A 16340-nucleotide genomic window follows, 5' to 3' on the forward strand; every position below is an offset into this window, starting at 1 on the left:
AAACCTACTGACGTTGTGACTTTAGAAAAACCCCGCCACCGGTGTGTTGATCTTTATCAAGTCGCTCAGGACCGGCAATGAACCTCGCGGCGCGCCCCGGTCCCAGACCGATGTCATCCCAGGACATGCGCGCATCAAGGCTTGTCGTTGTCCAGCAGGATCGATTCCGCGGGCCGGTCGAGATCGTCGTACTGGCCCGCATGCAATGCCCACCACAGCGCGGCGGCGATCACGACGACGAGTACCAGGCTCATCGGCACGAGCAGGTAAAGCGTTTCCATGAGGCTCCTAGACCGACTTGCGGCCGGCGCGCAGCAGACGCCAGGCGTTGGCCACCACCAGCAGCGACGACAGTGACATGCCGATACCGGCCATCCATGCCATCACCAGCCCGGTCGCCGCCAGCGGGATCGCCACCACGTTGTAGAAAAAGGACCAGCCCAGGTTCTGCCGCACCACGCGCCGCGCCTTGCGCGACACCGCCAGCGCGGTTGCGATCTCGTCGATGCCGCCGTGTGTCAGCACGGCGTCGGCGCCGGCCTGCGCCAGCGGCGCGCCGCTGCCGATCGCGATCGAGACCTGCGCCTGCGCCAGCACCGGGGCGTCGTTGATGCCGTCGCCCACGGCCAGCACTACCGCCCCGCCCTGCTGCAGCCGCGCGACGTAGTCGCGCTTGCCCTCGGGTGTCACTTCGCCGGCGGCATGGCCGATGCCGAAGTGCTCTGCCCACCAGCGCACGGCCGCGGCGTTATCGCCGGAGACGAGGTGGCAGCGCACGCCCAGCGCACCGAGCCGCGCCAGCAGCGCGGACGTCTGCGCGCGCTCGACATCGGCCAGCACGAAGCTGGCGAGCACGCCGTCCTGTGCCGCCAGCCACACGACCGTGGCGCCGGGATGGGCCGGGCCCGCAACCGCCGGCACTGGCACGGATGAGCCGCCGCTAACGAGCCCGCGCGCGAAATCCAGCCGGCCGAGCCGCAGGCGGCGTCCGTCGACCGTGGCTTCAAGGCCCTGTCCGGGCACGTTGCGGATGCCGGTGACCGCCACGGCATGGCCCCCTCCATCGGGCACGGCCGCGAGCAGTGCGCGTGCGATGGGGTGCTCGCCGCCGCGCTCCATCGCCGCGGCCAGTGCAAGGCATTGCGCCTCGCTCAGGTCGGCCAGCGGCTGCACTGCCGCCACGGCAAAGCGTCCTTCAGTCAGCGTGCCGGTCTTGTCCAGCACCACATCGGTCACGCGCGCCAGCGTCTCCAGCGCATGGCCGCGCGTCAGCAGTACGCCGCGCCGCGACAGCGCGGCGCCCGCGGCGGCCAGCGCGGCCGGCGTGGCCAGCGACAGCGCGCACGGACAGCTGACCACCAGCACGGCGATCGTCACCAGCAGCGCGCGTGACGGATCGATCCACAGCCCCCACACCAGCCCGGTCAGCGCCGCCAGCACCAGCAGCGTCGCCACGAACCAGCCGGCGACACGGTCGGCCAGCGTGGCCAGGCGGGGCTTCTCCGCCAGTGCGCGGTCGAGCACCGCCACGATCTCGGCCAGCCGTGTGCCGGCGCCCACGCGCGACACGCGCAGCTCCAGCGGGCTGGCGGTGTTGAAGCAGCCGGCCAGCACGGTTTCACCGGCACGGCGGCGCACCGGCCGGCTTTCGCCGGTCAGCATGGACTCGTCCAGTTCGCTGGCGCCGGCGACGACGGTCCCGTCGGCGGGAACGATCTCGCCCGCCTTCACGCGGATCAGGTCGCCCTGGCGCAAACGTGCCACCGGGATGCGTTCACCCGTGGCCCCTATTCCGGCAAGCCGCTCGCAGGTGGCGGGAAGCTGGCGCGCGAGCATCTCGGCACCGCTGCGCGATGCCTGGCGCACCCGCAGTTCGAGGTAGCGCGCCAGCAGCAGGAAGGCGACGAACATCGTCACCGAATCGAAATAGACCTCGCCGATGCCGCGCACGGTGGCGAGCGCACTGGCGATAAATCCCGCGCCCACGCCGATGGCGACCGGCACGTCCATGCCCATATGGCGCTGGCGCAGGCTGCGCCAGGCGCCGCCAAAGATCGGCGATGCGGAATAGAAGACCACCGGCAACGTCAGCGCAAAGCTGGCCCAGCGCATCAGCTGCAACTGGCCGGGGTCGATGGTGGCCTCGTGCGTGTAGATCGGCCATGCGTACATCATTACCTGCATCATGCCGAGCATGGCCACGGCCATGCGCATCAGCAGGCTGCGGCGCGCGCGACGGTCCTGCTGGTCGGTGCGCGAGACCTCGAACGGCCACGCCATGTAGCCGATGCCGGCGAGCGCGGCCAGCAATCCGGCCACGGACTGCGTGCCTTCGCGCCAGCGCACCACCACGCGGCGGGTGGCGACATTGGCAACCGCGGATTCCACGCCGGGCTGGCGCGTCAGGTGCTGCTCGATCAGCCAGGCGCAGGCGGCGCAGCGGATGTTCTCCGGCGCCAGCGTGATCTCGGCGCGGCCGTTGTCGAGCGGGCGCACGAACTGGGTGCGCAATTCGGGGGTGTCATAGGCGCCCCAGATCGGCTCGGCTTCGCGCCGCGCCGCGTCGTCGATCGGACGGGCAAAGCGGGCCTCGTCACCATATAGATGGGCAAATCCGGCTGCGTGGAGGGTCTGCGCCAGGGCCTGGCAGCCGCCACAGCAGAAGACCCGGCGGGCGCCGTCCAGTTCGGCAGCCAGTGGCTCGGCCTGCGCGACGGGCAGGCCGCAATGGAAGCATGCGAGTTGCGCCCCAACAGCGGCCGTGCCAGCGTTGGCGGCAGGCGCCGCGGACGCTGCATGCAAGGCCAGCACGCTGGCGGAAGGGATGGTGGCTGGGGACGACATGGGGACCTTTTTCTACCCCCTGCAGGGTATAGGGCGGTCCCGGCATCGGCCTTGATTTAGGTCAATGCGGCCCGGCTATCGTCGCGCCGGGCCGAAATACAACGCTTGCCGACGCTCAGGTGAGCGACGTGTCCATGGTGCGGCGCTCGGATTCCAGGTACTCGCGCGACTGCATCTCGATGATGCGCGACACGGTCCGGTGGAATTCGTTGGCCATCTGCCCCTCTGTGTAGAGTTCGTCCGCCGGCACTTCTGCCGACATCAGCAGCTTGACCTTGTGGTCGTAGAAGACGTCGATCAGCCAGGTAAAGCGCCGTGCTTCCGACGACATGCGCGGCGTCATGCGCGGCACGTCGGACAGGATCACGGTATGGAACTGCGAAGCCAGCTCCAGGTAATCGTTCTGCGAGCGCGGCCCGCCGCATAGCGTGGCGAAGTCGAACCACACCACGCCATTGGCCTTGCGCAGCGAGCGCAGTTCGCGGTGCTCGATATGCAGCAGCGGCGACTCGTCGGCCACGCCGGCAATCGACGTGAAGGCATCGCGCAGCGCCGAGTTCGCGCTGGCGTCGAGCGGCGTGTGGTAAGCCTGCACCTGTTCCAGTGCGCGCTTGCGGTAGTCGATGCCGGCATCGACGTTGAGCACGTCCATCTTCTGCTGGATCAGCGCGATGGCAGGCAGCACCCGGTCGCGGTGCAGGCCGTCCGTATAGAGCAGGTCCGGCCGGTAGTTGGAAGTCATCACGAACTGCACGCCGTTGTCGAACAGCTGCTGCAGCAGGCGGTGCAGGATCATCGCGTCGGCGACGTCGCTGACATGGAACTCGTCGAAACAGATCAGCCGGAACCGGCGCGCGATGCGCCTGGCCAGTTCATCCAGCGGGTCCGGGCGGCCGCGCAGCTCTTCCAGCTGGCGATGGACCTCGCGCATGAATTCGTGGAAGTGCAGCCGCGTCTTGCGCACCACCGGCACGCAGGTATAGAAGCTGTCCATCAGGAAAGACTTGCCGCGCCCCACCCCGCCCCACATGTAGACGCCCTTGGGCACGTCGGGACGGACCAGCAGCTTCTTCAGCGCGTTGTTGCGGCGGCTCTTGTAGGCCACCCATTCGTCGTAGCACTGCTGCAGCCGCGCCACGGCACGCAACTGCGCCTCGTCGGATGTGTAGCCGCGCTCCTTCAGTTCCTTTTTGTAGTACTCAGTGACGTTCATGCTGGGGGCTCACGCGGCACGCGCCGCAAGTGAAAACGGCGCGCCGCTGGTGCGGCGCGCCGGTACTCAAACAATGCGAGGCATGCGCCTTACATATTGAGTTGACGCTTGTCGACAGCCAGCGCGGCTTCACGCATGACTTCCGACATCGACGGGTGCGGATGGCAGACGCGGCCGATATCTTCGCTGGCGGCCTTGAACTCCATCGCCACCACGGCTTCGGCGATCAGGTCCGAGGCGTTGGCAGCCACGATGTGCACGCCCAGGATCTCGTCGGTCTTGGCGTCGGCCAGCATCTTGACGAAGCCATCGGCGTGACCCATGCCCAGCGCACGGCCGTTGGCCATGAACGGGAACTGGCCAGCCTTGAACTCGCGGCCTTCTGCCTTGAGCTGGGCTTCGGTCTTGCCGACCCATGCGATTTCCGGGAAGGTGTAGATCACCCACGGCACGCAGTTGTAGTCGATATGCGGCTTCTGGCCGGCGATGCGCTCGGCCACGGCCACGCCTTCGTCCTCGGCCTTGTGCGCCAGCATCGGGCCGCGCACCACGTCGCCGATGGCCCACAGGCCCGGCACCTTGGTGGCGCAGTGGTCGTCCACCTCGATGAAACCGCGCTGGTCGGCGGCCAGGCCGACAGCATCCAGGCCCAGGTTGTCGGTGTTGGGCACGCGGCCGACCGACACGATCAGGCGATCGACTTCCAGGGTCTGGGCGGCGCCGTCCTTGTCGGTGTACTTGACGGTGACGCCGTTCTTGCCGGTGGTCACTTCGCTCACGTTCACGCCGAGGCTGAACTTCAGGCCTTGCTTGGTCAGCTGCTTCTGGGCTTCCTTGGCCACGCCTTCGTCGGCGGCGCCCAGGAACGCGGGCAGCGCTTCCAGCACGGTCACGTCCGAGCCCAGGCGGCGCCACACCGAACCCAGCTCCAGGCCGATCACGCCGGCGCCGATCACGCCCAGCTTCTTCGGCACTGCGGGGAACTTGAGCGCACCCTCGTTATCGCTGACCAGGTCGTTGTCGACCTTGATGCCCGGCAGGTGGCGGGCCTTCGAACCGGTGGCGATGATGACCTGCTTGGCGGTCACGACTTCACCGGCGATCTCGACCTGGAAGCCCTCGGCGGTCTTGCCGACGAACTTGCCGTAGCCCTTGAGCAGCGTCACCTTGTTCTTGCGGAACAGGAACTCGATGCCCTTGGTCATCTTGCCGACGATATCGTCCTTGCGCTTGAGCATCTTGGACACGTCGACCTTGACGTCGCCCACGGTGATGCCGTGGTCCGCCAGGTGGTGCTGGGCGTTCTCGAATTCTTCCGAGGAAGCCAGCAGTGCCTTTGACGGGATGCAGCCCACGTTCAGGCAGGTGCCGCCCAGGCGCGGCTCGTTCTTGGGATCGTCGTAGGCGTTGCCTTCGCAGCAGGCCACGTTCAGGCCGAGCTGGCCGGCGCGGATCGCGGCGATATAGCCGCCGGGGCCGGCGCCGATCACCAGCACGTCGAATTGTTTGCTCATGGGGATTCCTTTGTGGCACCGGCAGCGTGTGCCGGCGCGCGATCAACTCTGGAGATGCGCACCGCGCGCGCCGGCATGAACCAACGCGCGCAGGGGGGACCGTCGATTACAGGTCCAGCAGCAGGCGGGCCGGATCTTCCAGCGCGTCCTTCATGGCGACCAGGCCCAGCACGGCTTCGCGGCCGTCGATGATGCGGTGGTCGTAGGACATGGCCAGGTAGTTCATCGGGCGGATCACGATCTGGCCGTCTTCCACCACCGGGCGATCCTTGGTGGCGTGCACGCCCAGGATGGCCGATTGCGGCGGGTTGATGATCGGGGTCGACAGCATCGAACCGAACACGCCACCGTTGGAGATCGAGAAGGTCCCGCCGCTCAGCTCGTCCAGCGACAGCTTGCCGTCACGGGCCTTCACGCCAAACTCGGCGATCTTCTTCTCGATGTCGGCCAGGCTCATCTGGTCGGCATTGCGCAGGATGGGCACCACCAGGCCGCGCGGCGAGCCCACGGCGATACCGATGTCGAAATAGCCGTGGTAGACGATGTCGTTGCCGTCGATCGAGGCATTGATCAGCGGGAACTTCTTCAGCGCGTGCACCGCGGCCTTGACGAAGAACGACATGAAGCCCAGCTTCACGCCGTGTTCCTTCTCGAAGCGGTCCTTGTACTTGTTGCGCAGGTCCATCACCGGCTTCATATTGACTTCATTGAAGGTGGTGAGGATGGCGTTGGTGGCTTGCGACTGCAGCAGGCGCTCGGCGATACGGGCGCGCAGGCGGCTCATCGGCACGCGCTCTTCCGGGCGGTCGCCCAGTGCGGCGAAGTCGACCGGAGCCGAAACCTGCTGCAGCGCCGGCTTGGCGGCGGCCGGAGCCGGGGCGGCCTTGGCGGCCGGAGCAGCAGCAGCAGCCAGCGCGTCACCCTTGGTGATGCGGCCGTCCTTGCCGGTGCCGGCAACCTGGCCAGCCGACAGGCCGGCTTCGGCCATCAGCTTGGCAGCAGACGGCATGGCCACGCCGCCTGCGGCGGCAGGAGCGGCAGCGGCAGCAGCAGCCGGTGCCGGGGCAGCGGCGGCGGGCGCCGGAGCGGCAGCAGCCGGGGCGGCGGCACCAGCAGTGGCTTCGGTATCGATCTTGGCGATGATTTCATCGGCCACGACGGTATCGCCGTCGTTCTTGACGATGATCGACAGGACGCCTGCCGACGGGGCCGGCACTTCCAGCACGACCTTGTCGGTTTCGATCTCGATCAGGATCTCGTCCTGGGCAACGGCTTCGCCAGGCTTCTTCTTCCAGTTGAGCATGGTCGCTTCGGCGACCGATTCGGACAGCTGCGGAACCTTGACGTCAACAATAGCCATGGTTGTGAATTCCTCGTGTTATGCGTGTTGTCTTTATATCGGCAAGCCACGGCGCAACTGCGCGCGTCGCCGTGGCTGCCTCTGATTACTTGGTCAGAACAAAGCCCTTGAGCTTGGCGAAGGCAGCTTCCAGCAGAGCCTTCTGTTGCTCGTTGTGCTTTGCGTAGTAGCCCACCGCCGGCGAAGCCGAGGCGGGACGACCGGCATAACCGAGCTTCTGGCCATCCGTCATGTTTTCCATGATGTAGTGCTGCACGAAGAACCAGGCACCCTGGTTCTGCGGCTCGTCCTGGCACCACACGATCTCGGTGGCGTTCGGATATTTCTTCAGTTCCGCGGCAACAGCCTTGTGCGGGAACGGATACAGCTGTTCCAGGCGGATAATCGCGGTGTCGTTGGCCTCGCGTTCCTTGCGCGTGTTGACCAGGTCGTAGTAGACCTTGCCCGAGCACATGATGACGCGCTTGACCTTGCTGGCGTTCAGTTCTTCCTGGTCGGCAATCACGGTCTCGAAGTGGCCCTTGGCCAGTTCAGACAGCGACGACACGGCGTCCTTGTTACGCAGCAGCGACTTCGGCGTCATGATCACCAGCGGCTTGCGGAACAGGCGGATCATCTGGCGGCGCAGCAGGTGGAAGATCTGGGCCGGCGTGGTCGGCTGGCAGACCTGCATGTTGTGGTCCGCGCAGAGCTGCAGAAAACGTTCGATACGAGCCGAGCTGTGCTCCGGACCCTGGCCTTCGTAGCCGTGCGGCAGCATCAGGGTCAGGCCCGAGGCGCGGCCCCACTTCACTTCACCCGACGAGATGAACTGGTCGATCACCACCTGGGCGCCGTTGACGAAGTCGCCGAACTGGGCTTCCCAGATCACCAGCGCGTTCGGCTCGGCTGCGGAGTAGCCGTATTCGAAGCCGAGCACGGCTTCTTCCGACAGCACCGAGTCGATCACCGTGAACGGTGCCTGGTTTTCCGACACGTTCTGCAGCGGCACGTACGAGCCGGCATCCCAGCGCTCGCGCGCCTGGTCGTGCAGCACGGCGTGGCGGTGGGTAAAGGTGCCGCGGCCGGCGTCCTGGCCGGTGATGCGCACCGGGTAGCCCGAGGACACCAGCGAGGCGAAGGCCAGGTGCTCACCCATGCCCCAGTCCAGCGGCTGGTCGCCACGGCCCATGTTGGCGCGGTCCTTGACGACCTTCTCCACCAGCGGGTGCAGCTTCAGCGTCTCAGGCGTGGTGGTGATGCGCTCGGCCAGGCGCTTCAGTTCGGTCACCGGCACCGCGGTGTCGGCGGCGTCCGTCCACTTGCGGTTCAGGAACGGCATCCAGTCCACCGCGAACTTGTTCTTGAAGTTCGACAGGACGGGGTCGGCGGTGTGCTTGCCGGCGTCCATCGCAGCGCGGTATTCCTTGACCTTCTCGTCGCCAAACTCGGCCGGGACCAGCTTCTGCGCGGCCAGCTTCTCGGCGTACACCTTGCGCGTGCCGGGGTGCTGGCTGATCTTCTTGTACATCAGCGGCTGCGTGACCGCCGGGGTATCCTGCTCGTTGTGGCCCAGCTTGCGGAAGCAGATGATGTCGACCACGACATCCTTGTTGAATTCCATGCGGAAATCAACCGCCAGCTGCATCGCGTACACCACGGCTTCGGGATCGTCGCCGTTCACGTGCAGCACCGGGGCCTCGATCATCTTGACCACGTCCGTGCAGTACAGCGTCGAGCGGGCGTCGCGCGGGTCGGAGGTGGTGAAGCCGATCTGGTTGTTGATGACGATGTGCATCGTGCCGCCCGTGCCGTAGCCGCGGGTCTGCGCGAGGTTCAGCGTCTCCATGACCACGCCCTGGCCGGCAAAGGCGGCGTCGCCGTGCACCTGCACCGGCAGCACTTCCTTGTGGCCGACTTCGCCGCGGCGTTCCTGGCGGGCCTTGGCCGAGCCTTCCACCACCGGGTTGACGATTTCCAGGTGCGACGGGTTGAACGCCAGCGACAGGTGCACCGGGCCGCCTTCGGTCGAGACATCGCTCGAGAAGCCCTTGTGGTACTTGACGTCACCGGCCGGCAGGTCGTCGACGTGCTTGCCTTCGAATTCGGCGAACAGATCGGCCGGCATCTTGCCCAGCGTGTTGACCAGCACGTTCAGGCGGCCGCGGTGGGCCATGCCGATCACGATTTCCTGCACACCCTTGGTACCGGCGCGCTGGATCAGTTCGTCCATCGCGGCGATGAAGCTTTCGCCGCCTTCCAGCGAGAAGCGCTTCTGGCCGACGTACTTGGTGTGGAGGAAGCGCTCCAGGCCTTCGGCCGCGGTCAGGCGGTCGAGGATGTGCTTCTTCTTCTCCAGCGTGAAGACCGGCTTGGAACGCGTGGTTTCCAGGCGCTCCTGCCACCAGCGCTTCTGCGCCTGGTCGCTCACGTACATGAATTCGGCGCCGATGGTGCCGCAGTAGGTTTCGCGCAGGTTGTTCAGCAGCTCGCGCAGGCTCATCGACTCCTTGCCAAAGTACGTATTGCTGGCATTAAAGACGATGTCGAGGTCAGCTTCGGAAAAACCGTAGAACGCGGGGTCCAGATCCGGCAGGGGCGGACGCTCCTGGCGCTTGAGCGGGTCCAGGTCGGCCCAGTGCGAACCGATGTTGCGGTAGGCGGCGATCAGCTGGGTGGCAGCGACGCGCTTGCGGCCCATGTCGGAATCGGCCGAGGCAACGATGGTCTTGATGGGGCCTTGCTTGGCGCGCTCGGCGAACGAGGCAACGATGGGAGCGTGGGCGACATCCCGGCCGTTCGAGCCGTCGACGGCGGGAACGTTCTGCATGGCGTCGAAATACGAACGCCAGTTGTCGGGAACCGAGGCGGGATTCTGGAGGTAGGCTTCGTACAGTTCTTCGACATACGGGGCGTTACCGCCGAAGAGGTACGAATTGCTCTGGTACTGCTGCATCATGGGACGCTCACTATTCTCCGGGTATGCCGGAGTTCAGCGGGTTATTCAACCTTCCGCGACACGGCTTGACCGGTTAGCGGATTGCAAACAACTCTTGGGAGCCCAACTGAGGACCCTGCGCAAACGGCGCCACCGGGGTGCCGCATGTGCTGGCTTCCTCACAAGGCCCGAAAGGGCAAGTTGTGCGGGGAAGGACCTAAGTCTTCACGGCGGTAAGAATAGCATGTTTGCCTGAACGGGATGTGGACTTTTCGCGATGCGGAACTTCATCGCACGACAACTCGCATCGCCATCGGCGTTTTAGCAACAGCCACACAACAATCAGACGTGCGGCTCTATCTTGTCGACGGCATCGGTGATCAGCCCGTCCAGCCCCCAGCCCAGCAGTTGCGCGGCCTTCGCCGGGTCGTTCACGGTATAGCTGAGGACGCGGTAGCCGGCCGCGTGCGCGGACGCAATGACGCCCTCGTCCAGCTCTCGGTAATTCGCATCGAGTGCCACGCAGCCGAGCCGGCGCAACCGCTCGAGCCAGTCGGCCGGCAGCTTGTCGAGCAGCAGCGCTCGCGGCAGGTCTGGCGCCACGCGTGCTGCCGCAGTCAGTGTCTCTTCCGAGAACGACGACAGCAGCGGCGGCACCGCAGCGCCAGCCCACAGCGCCGCGGCATCTAGCGCGACCGCCGCGCCGGTGCGCGCTTCGGTGCCGGGCACCGGCTTGATCTCGATATTGGCCAGGAAGCCGTTGGCCTGCGTATAGCGGGCGATGGCGGCCAGCGTCGGCACCGGCTCTCCGGCCCAGGCCGGGCCGTGCCAGCTGCCGGCATCGAGCAGCGCCAACTCGCCAAGCGTCAGCGCATCGACCCTGCCCTTGCCGCTGGTGGTGCGGTCGAGCGTCGCGTCGTGCATCAGCACCGGCTTGCCGTCGGCAGTCAGCTTGACGTCGAACTCGAACATCCGGTACCCAAAGGCGGCGCCGTGGCGGAACGCGGCGAGCGTGTTCTCGGGCGCCAGCTTGCCCGCGCCGCGATGCGCGATATGGCGCGGGTACGGCCAGGACTGGGTGTCTGCGATGGCTGGCATGTCAGGCCTCGATGCGCTTGCCGGTATCCGGCGCGAAGAAATGGAGGTGGTCAGGCGACGAGGTCACAGGCAGGCGGTCGCCTGCGCTCACGCGCGCATGGCTCTCCAGCCGCACCACCACCGGCTGGCCGCCGAGCGAACCATAGGCGAACGAGTCGGCGCCGAGCGCCTCCACCACGCGCACATCGACCTCGGCGATGGCCTCGTGCGCGGCGCACGGCTCGATATGTTCCGGCCGCAGTCCCAGCAACGCCTGTTCGGGCAGGTGCAGTCCCATCGGCAGGTGGCCGAGCGTGGCGGGAGCGCTGTCGGCGCCCTCCTTCGCCACCACCCGCATCTGCGCGCCACCATTGCCCGCGCCGTTGCGAACCACCGGGATCAGGTTCATCGGCGGCGAACCGATAAAGCCCGCAACAAAGGTGCTGGCCGGCTTCGAATAGACTTGCAGCGGCGTGCCGATCTGCTCCACGCGGCCCGCGTTGAGCACCATCATGCGGTCGGCCAGCGTCATCGCCTCGACCTGGTCGTGGGTCACGTACAGGCTGGTGGTGCCGAGGCGGCGATGCAGGTCCTTCAGTTCCAGCCGCATCTGCACGCGCAGCTTGGCGTCGAGGTTGGACAGCGGCTCGTCGAACAGGAACACCGCCGGCTCGCGCACGATGGCACGGCCCATGGCCACGCGCTGGCGCTGCCCGCCCGACAGCTGGCGCGGCTTGCGGTCCAGCAGCGGCGACAGCTCCAGGATGCCGGCGGCATGCTCCACGCGCTGCTGGATCTCGGCCTTGGCCATGCCGCGGATCTTCAGGCCGTAGGCCATGTTGTCGTACACGCTCATGTGCGGGTAGAGCGCGTAGTTCTGGAACACCATGGCGATGTCCCGCTCGGCCGGCTCCAGGTTGTTGACGATCTTGTCGCCGATATGGATCTCGCCCCCGGTGATGGTTTCCAGCCCCGCCACCATGCGCAGCAGCGTTGACTTGCCGCAGCCCGAAGGGCCGACGATGACGATGAACTCGCCGTCGGCGATTTCCATGTCGATGCCGTGCACCACCTGGGTACCGCCGGCGTAGGTTTTCTGAACGTTGCGAAGCGACAGTTTTGCCATTGCTGTTGTCCTGCGCGCGCGCGGGTGGCGCGCCACGCCTTGTTGTTCCGCTTATTTTTCGGTTTCGACCAGGCCCTTGACGAACCACTTCTGCATCAGCACCACCACCACCGCGGGCGGGATCATCGCCAGCATCACCGTGGCCATCACCAGGTTCCAGTCGGTGGCGGCATCGCCCGAGCGCGAGATCATCTGCGTCACGCCCACCACCACCGGCGTCATCGACTTCTGCGTGGTGATCAGCAGCGGCCACAGGTACTGGTTCCAGCCGTAGATGAACTGGATCACGAACAGCGCGGCGATGCTGGTGCGCGACAGCGGCAGCACCACGTCCCAGAAAAAGCGCAGTGGCCCCGCGCCGTCGATGCGCGCGGCTTCCGCCAGTTCATCGGGAATGGTCAGGAAGAACTGGCGGAACAGGAAGGTCGCGGTCGCCGACGCGATGATCGGAATGGTCAACCCGAAGTAGCTGTCGAGCAGCCCAAGGTCCGACACGACCTTGTAGGTCGGCAGGATCCGCACCTCGACCGGCAGCATCAGCGTGATGAAGATCAGCCAGAAGAAGGTCTTGCGCAGCGGGAACTTGAAATAGACGATGGCAAAGGCCGAGATGATCGAGATCGCGATCTTGCCCAGCGCAATGCCGAGCGCCATGATCAGGCTGTTCTTCATCATGGTCGAGACCGGCGATGCGGCCTCGCCCACGCCCTGGAACAGCACGGTGCGATAGTTCTCGATCAGGTGGCTGCCCGGGATCAGCGTCATCGGCGCGTCCAGCACTTCTTCCGCAGTCAGCGTCGACGCGACGAAGGTCAGGTACACCGGGAACACCACCACCACGATGCCGAGAATCAGCACCGCGTGGGTCAGGAAATCAAGGAAAGGACGTCGTTCTACCATGGCTGCCTCCGTCAGTACTGGACCTTGCGTTCCACGTAGCGGAACTGCACCACGGTCAGCGCGATCACGATCACCATCAGCACCACCGACTGCGCGGCCGAGCCACCAATATCCATGCCGCGGAAGCCGTCATGGAAAACCTTGTACACCAGCGTGTTGGTCGAGTTGAACGGGCCGCCATGCGTGACCGCGTCGATGATGGCGAAGGTATCGAAGAAGGCGTAGACCACGTTGATCACCATCAGGAAAAAAGTGGTCGGCGACAGCAGCGGGAAGATGATCGACCAGAAGCGGCGCCACGGCCCGGCGCCGTCGATGGCCGCGGCCTCGATCAGCGAGCGCGGGATGCTCTGCAGCCCGGCCAGGAAGAACAGGAAGTTGTAGCTGATCTGCTTCCATGCCGCGGCCAGCACCACCAGCAGCAGCGCCTGGTTGCCGTTGAGCAGGAAATTCCATTCCACGCCCATCTTGCGCAGTGCGTACGAGACCACGCCCAGCGTCGGGTTGAACATGAACATCCACAGCACGCCCGCCACCGCCGGCGCGACCGCGTACGGCCAGATCAGCAAGGTCTTGTAGCCGACCGCGGCGCGGATCACGCGATCGGCAAAATAGGCCAGCGCCAGCGCGGTGGTCAGGCCCACCACGGTGACGCCGATGGCGAAGATCGCAGTGGTCTGGAATGACTCCACATACAGCGGGTCGTTCCACAGCATGCGGAAGTTATCGAGGCCAACAAACTCCAGGTTGATGCCGAAGGCATCCTGTTGCAGCATCGATTGATACAGCGCCTGCCCCGCGGGCAGGAAAAAGAAGATCAGCGTGATCGCGATCTGCGGCAAGACCAGCAGATACGGCAGCCACGGCGAGCGGAAAACAACGCGTTTTTCCATGAACGGATTCCGGCGGATGCCGCGGGTCGCGGCATCGTTCCAGGTACGGCCGGATGCGGCCGGCCACAATGCAAGCGGGCGGAGGTTTCGCCGCCGCCCGCCCTTTCCTATCAGCTTGCTGTCAGCCCGCGCTTATTCGCGCGCGGTCTTCTGGAAGCGCTCCAGCAGATCGTTGCCACGGGCCACAGCCGAGTCCAGCGCTGCCTTGGGCTCCTTCTTGCCGGCCCAGACGGCTTCCAGTTCCTCGTCCACCACGGTACGGATCTGCACCATGTTGCCCAGGCGCACGCCGCGCGACTTGTCGGTGGTCTTGACCACCATCTGCTGCACCGACACATCGGCACCCGGGTTTTTGTCGTAGTAGCCGGATTTCTTGGTCATCTCGTAGGCGGCCATCGTTACCGGCAGATAGCCGGTGGCCTGGTGCCAGTCCGACTGGATCTCCGGACGCGACAGGAAGTTGAAGAACTTGGCCACGCCCTTGTACTCGTCCGGCTTCTTGCCGCCCATCACCCACAGCGAAGCGCCGCCGATGATGGTGTTCTGCGGGGCGCCCTGCACGTCCGGGTAGTACGGCAGCTGGGCCACCGCGAACGCGAACTTGGCGTTCTTGCGGATATTGGCCAGCGAGGCCGACGAGCCGGTAAACATCGCGCACTCGCCGTTATAGAACTTGGCCTGCGATTCCGCCTTGCGGCCGCCATAGCTGAAGTAGCCCTTCTTCACCATGTCCTGCAGGTTGGTGATGTGCTTGACGTGCAGCGGGCTGTTGAAGACCAGGCGCGTGTCGGTGCCGCCGAAGCCGTTGTTCTTGGTGGCATACAGCGTGTTATGCCAGGCGGAGAAGCTTTCCAGGTGGACCCAGCCCTGCCAGTCGGTGGTGTACGCGCAGTTGGTACCCGAGGCCTTGAGCTTGGCCGAATACTGCATCACCTCCGGCCAAGTCTTGGGCGCCTTCTCCGGGTCGAGGCCGGCCTTCTTGAAGGCATCCTTGTTGTAGTAGAAGACCGTGGTCGAGCTGTTGAACGGGAACGACAGCATCTCGCCCTTGGACGAGGTGTAGTAGCCCGCCACCGCCGGGATGTAGGCCTTCTGGTCGAATTTCTCGCCGGCGTCCTTCATCACCGTCGACACCGGCTTGATCGCGCCCTTGGCACTCATCATGGTGGCGGTGCCGACCTCAAACACCTGCAGGATCGCCGGCGCGCCGCCGGCACGGAACGCGGCGATGCCAGCCGCCATGGTTTCGTCGTAGTTGCCCTTGTTGACCGGCACGATCTTGTAGTCGGACTGGCTCGCGTTGAACTTGTTGGCGATCTCGTTCACCTTGTCGTTCAGCGCGCCCTGCATGGCGTGCCACCACTGGATTTCAACGGCGGCGTGCGCGCTGCCGGCCCCGGTCAGGGCGGCCAGCGCGACGAGTTTGAGCGCGGTACGGGATACGGACATCGATGCTCTCCTTGGTCTGTCAGTTTCTGTGCGGTCGAAAACCCGACAGCATGTGATTATTTTGTGACAGCGGCATGTTACGCCGGTCGCACCCGGGCAAGCAAATCAGCAACTTCACGGATCCCGGCCGTTTTGCAGTGCAATAACCGACATAGCCAATGAAGACGGCAGGATGACGGTTACAATGGCCCGCCATGCAATCCCTGAACAAGCTCTCTAATTCCGTGCTGCGGCGCGTGCGCGGCGTGCTGACCGATATCGACGGCACGCTGACGACCGACGGGCGGCTGCCCGCTTCCACTTATCTGGCGCTGGACGGCCTGCGCCAGGCTGGCCTGCACGTCATCCCGGTAACGGGGCGCTGCATTGCGTGGGCCGAGATCCTGACCCGGCTGTGGCCGGTGGACGCGATCATCGGCGAGAACGGTGCCTTCTATTCGCACCTGCGCGATGGCCGGCTGCATACCCGCTTCCTGGACGATGCGGCCACCCGGACGCGCAACCTCGAGCGCATCGATGCGCTTGGCCAGCGCATCCTGCTTGAGGTGCCGGGCTGCGCGCTGGCGTCGGACCAGGCCTGGCACGCCGCCGACCTGGCGATCGATCATGCCGAAGACGTGCCGCCACTGCCGCAGGAAGCGGTGGCACGCATTGCCGCCTTGATGCGCGAGGCCGGCATGACTGCCACGGTCAGCTCCATCCATGTCAACGGCTGGTTCGGAGAGCATGACAAGCTCTCGATGAGCAAGCTGTGCGTGGCGGAACTGCTCGGAGAAGATCTGGATGCTTGCCGCGATGAATGGCTGTTTATCGGCGATTCAGCCAACGATGCCAGCATGTTCGCGCATTTTCCGCTGTCGGTCGGAGTGGCCAATGTGCGGGATATCCTGCCGCAGTTGCCGGTGCCGCCGGCCTTCATCACTGCGGCGGCGGGTGGCGAAGGTTTCGCCGAGATGGCGCAGCGGCTGGTGCAGGCGCGCGGCTGAGATCTGGCAAGGCAAAAAGCAAAACGGCCGGGCACATGCCCGGCCGTTTTTTTCCGCTCTG

General features: G+C 65.5%; 12 protein-coding genes. 1 reads left to right on the forward strand and 11 read right to left on the reverse strand.

The window, feature by feature from the left end; all coding sequences use genetic code 11:
* Positions 1 to 134: 134 nt before the first annotated feature.
* From ccoS to ugpB, 11 genes are all read right to left on the reverse strand, one after another.
* Positions 135 to 281 carry a cbb3-type cytochrome oxidase assembly protein CcoS gene (gene ccoS / locus E0W60_RS21090; protein ID WP_063238066.1) on the reverse strand — a complete coding sequence of 49 codons (147 nt, stop codon included), beginning with the start codon at positions 279 to 281 and terminating at the stop codon, positions 135 to 137.
* Positions 282 to 288: 7 nt separating this feature from the next.
* Positions 289 to 2844 (reverse strand): heavy metal translocating P-type ATPase, encoded by a 2556-nt coding sequence (locus E0W60_RS21095; RefSeq protein WP_133096498.1) that lies wholly within the window; start codon positions 2842 to 2844, stop codon positions 289 to 291.
* Positions 2845 to 2959: 115 nt separating this feature from the next.
* Positions 2960 to 4057: a cell division protein ZapE gene (gene zapE, locus E0W60_RS21100; RefSeq protein ID WP_133096499.1), complete on the reverse strand. Its 1098-nt coding sequence runs from the start codon at positions 4055 to 4057 to the stop codon at positions 2960 to 2962.
* An 89-nt stretch (positions 4058 to 4146) separates the two neighbouring features.
* Positions 4147 to 5571: a dihydrolipoyl dehydrogenase gene (lpdA, locus tag E0W60_RS21105; RefSeq protein WP_133096500.1), complete on the reverse strand. Its 1425-nt coding sequence runs from the start codon at positions 5569 to 5571 to the stop codon at positions 4147 to 4149.
* Between the two features lie 106 nt (positions 5572 to 5677).
* Positions 5678 to 6931, reverse strand: coding sequence for a 2-oxoglutarate dehydrogenase complex dihydrolipoyllysine-residue succinyltransferase (gene odhB, locus E0W60_RS21110; protein ID WP_135705491.1), 1254 nt, complete (start codon positions 6929 to 6931; stop codon positions 5678 to 5680).
* A gap of 85 nt (positions 6932 to 7016) precedes the next feature.
* A complete protein-coding gene (locus tag E0W60_RS21115) occupies positions 7017 to 9869 on the reverse strand; it encodes a 2-oxoglutarate dehydrogenase E1 component (RefSeq protein ID WP_133096502.1) in 2853 nt (950 codons plus the stop codon).
* Between the two features lie 321 nt (positions 9870 to 10190).
* On the reverse strand, positions 10191 to 10946 hold the full coding sequence (gene ugpQ, locus E0W60_RS21120; protein ID WP_133096503.1) for a glycerophosphodiester phosphodiesterase: 756 nt from the start codon (positions 10944 to 10946) through the stop codon (positions 10191 to 10193).
* A 1-nt stretch (position 10947) separates the two neighbouring features.
* Entirely contained in the window at positions 10948 to 12051 is a 1104-nt protein-coding gene (locus E0W60_RS21125; protein ID WP_133096504.1) for a sn-glycerol-3-phosphate import ATP-binding protein UgpC, read from the reverse strand.
* A gap of 51 nt (positions 12052 to 12102) precedes the next feature.
* Positions 12103 to 12951, reverse strand: coding sequence for a sn-glycerol-3-phosphate ABC transporter permease UgpE (ugpE, locus tag E0W60_RS21130; protein ID WP_133096505.1), 849 nt, complete (start codon positions 12949 to 12951; stop codon positions 12103 to 12105).
* 11 nt (positions 12952 to 12962) lie between these two features.
* Positions 12963 to 13844 carry a sn-glycerol-3-phosphate ABC transporter permease UgpA gene (ugpA, locus tag E0W60_RS21135; protein ID WP_029046178.1) on the reverse strand — a complete coding sequence of 294 codons (882 nt, stop codon included), beginning with the start codon at positions 13842 to 13844 and terminating at the stop codon, positions 12963 to 12965.
* Positions 13845 to 13976: 132 nt separating this feature from the next.
* Positions 13977 to 15293 (reverse strand): sn-glycerol-3-phosphate ABC transporter substrate-binding protein UgpB, encoded by a 1317-nt coding sequence (ugpB, locus tag E0W60_RS21140; RefSeq protein WP_135705492.1) that lies wholly within the window; start codon positions 15291 to 15293, stop codon positions 13977 to 13979.
* Positions 15294 to 15487: 194 nt separating this feature from the next.
* Here ugpB and E0W60_RS21145 point away from each other — a divergent pair, with 194 nt between their 5' ends.
* Entirely contained in the window at positions 15488 to 16279 is a 792-nt protein-coding gene (locus tag E0W60_RS21145) for an HAD-IIB family hydrolase (protein ID WP_135705493.1), read from the forward strand.
* Positions 16280 to 16340 lie beyond the last annotated feature (61 nt).

This window comes from Cupriavidus oxalaticus, assembly GCF_004768545.1.
Classification (GTDB): Bacteria; Pseudomonadota; Gammaproteobacteria; order Burkholderiales; family Burkholderiaceae; genus Cupriavidus; species Cupriavidus oxalaticus_A.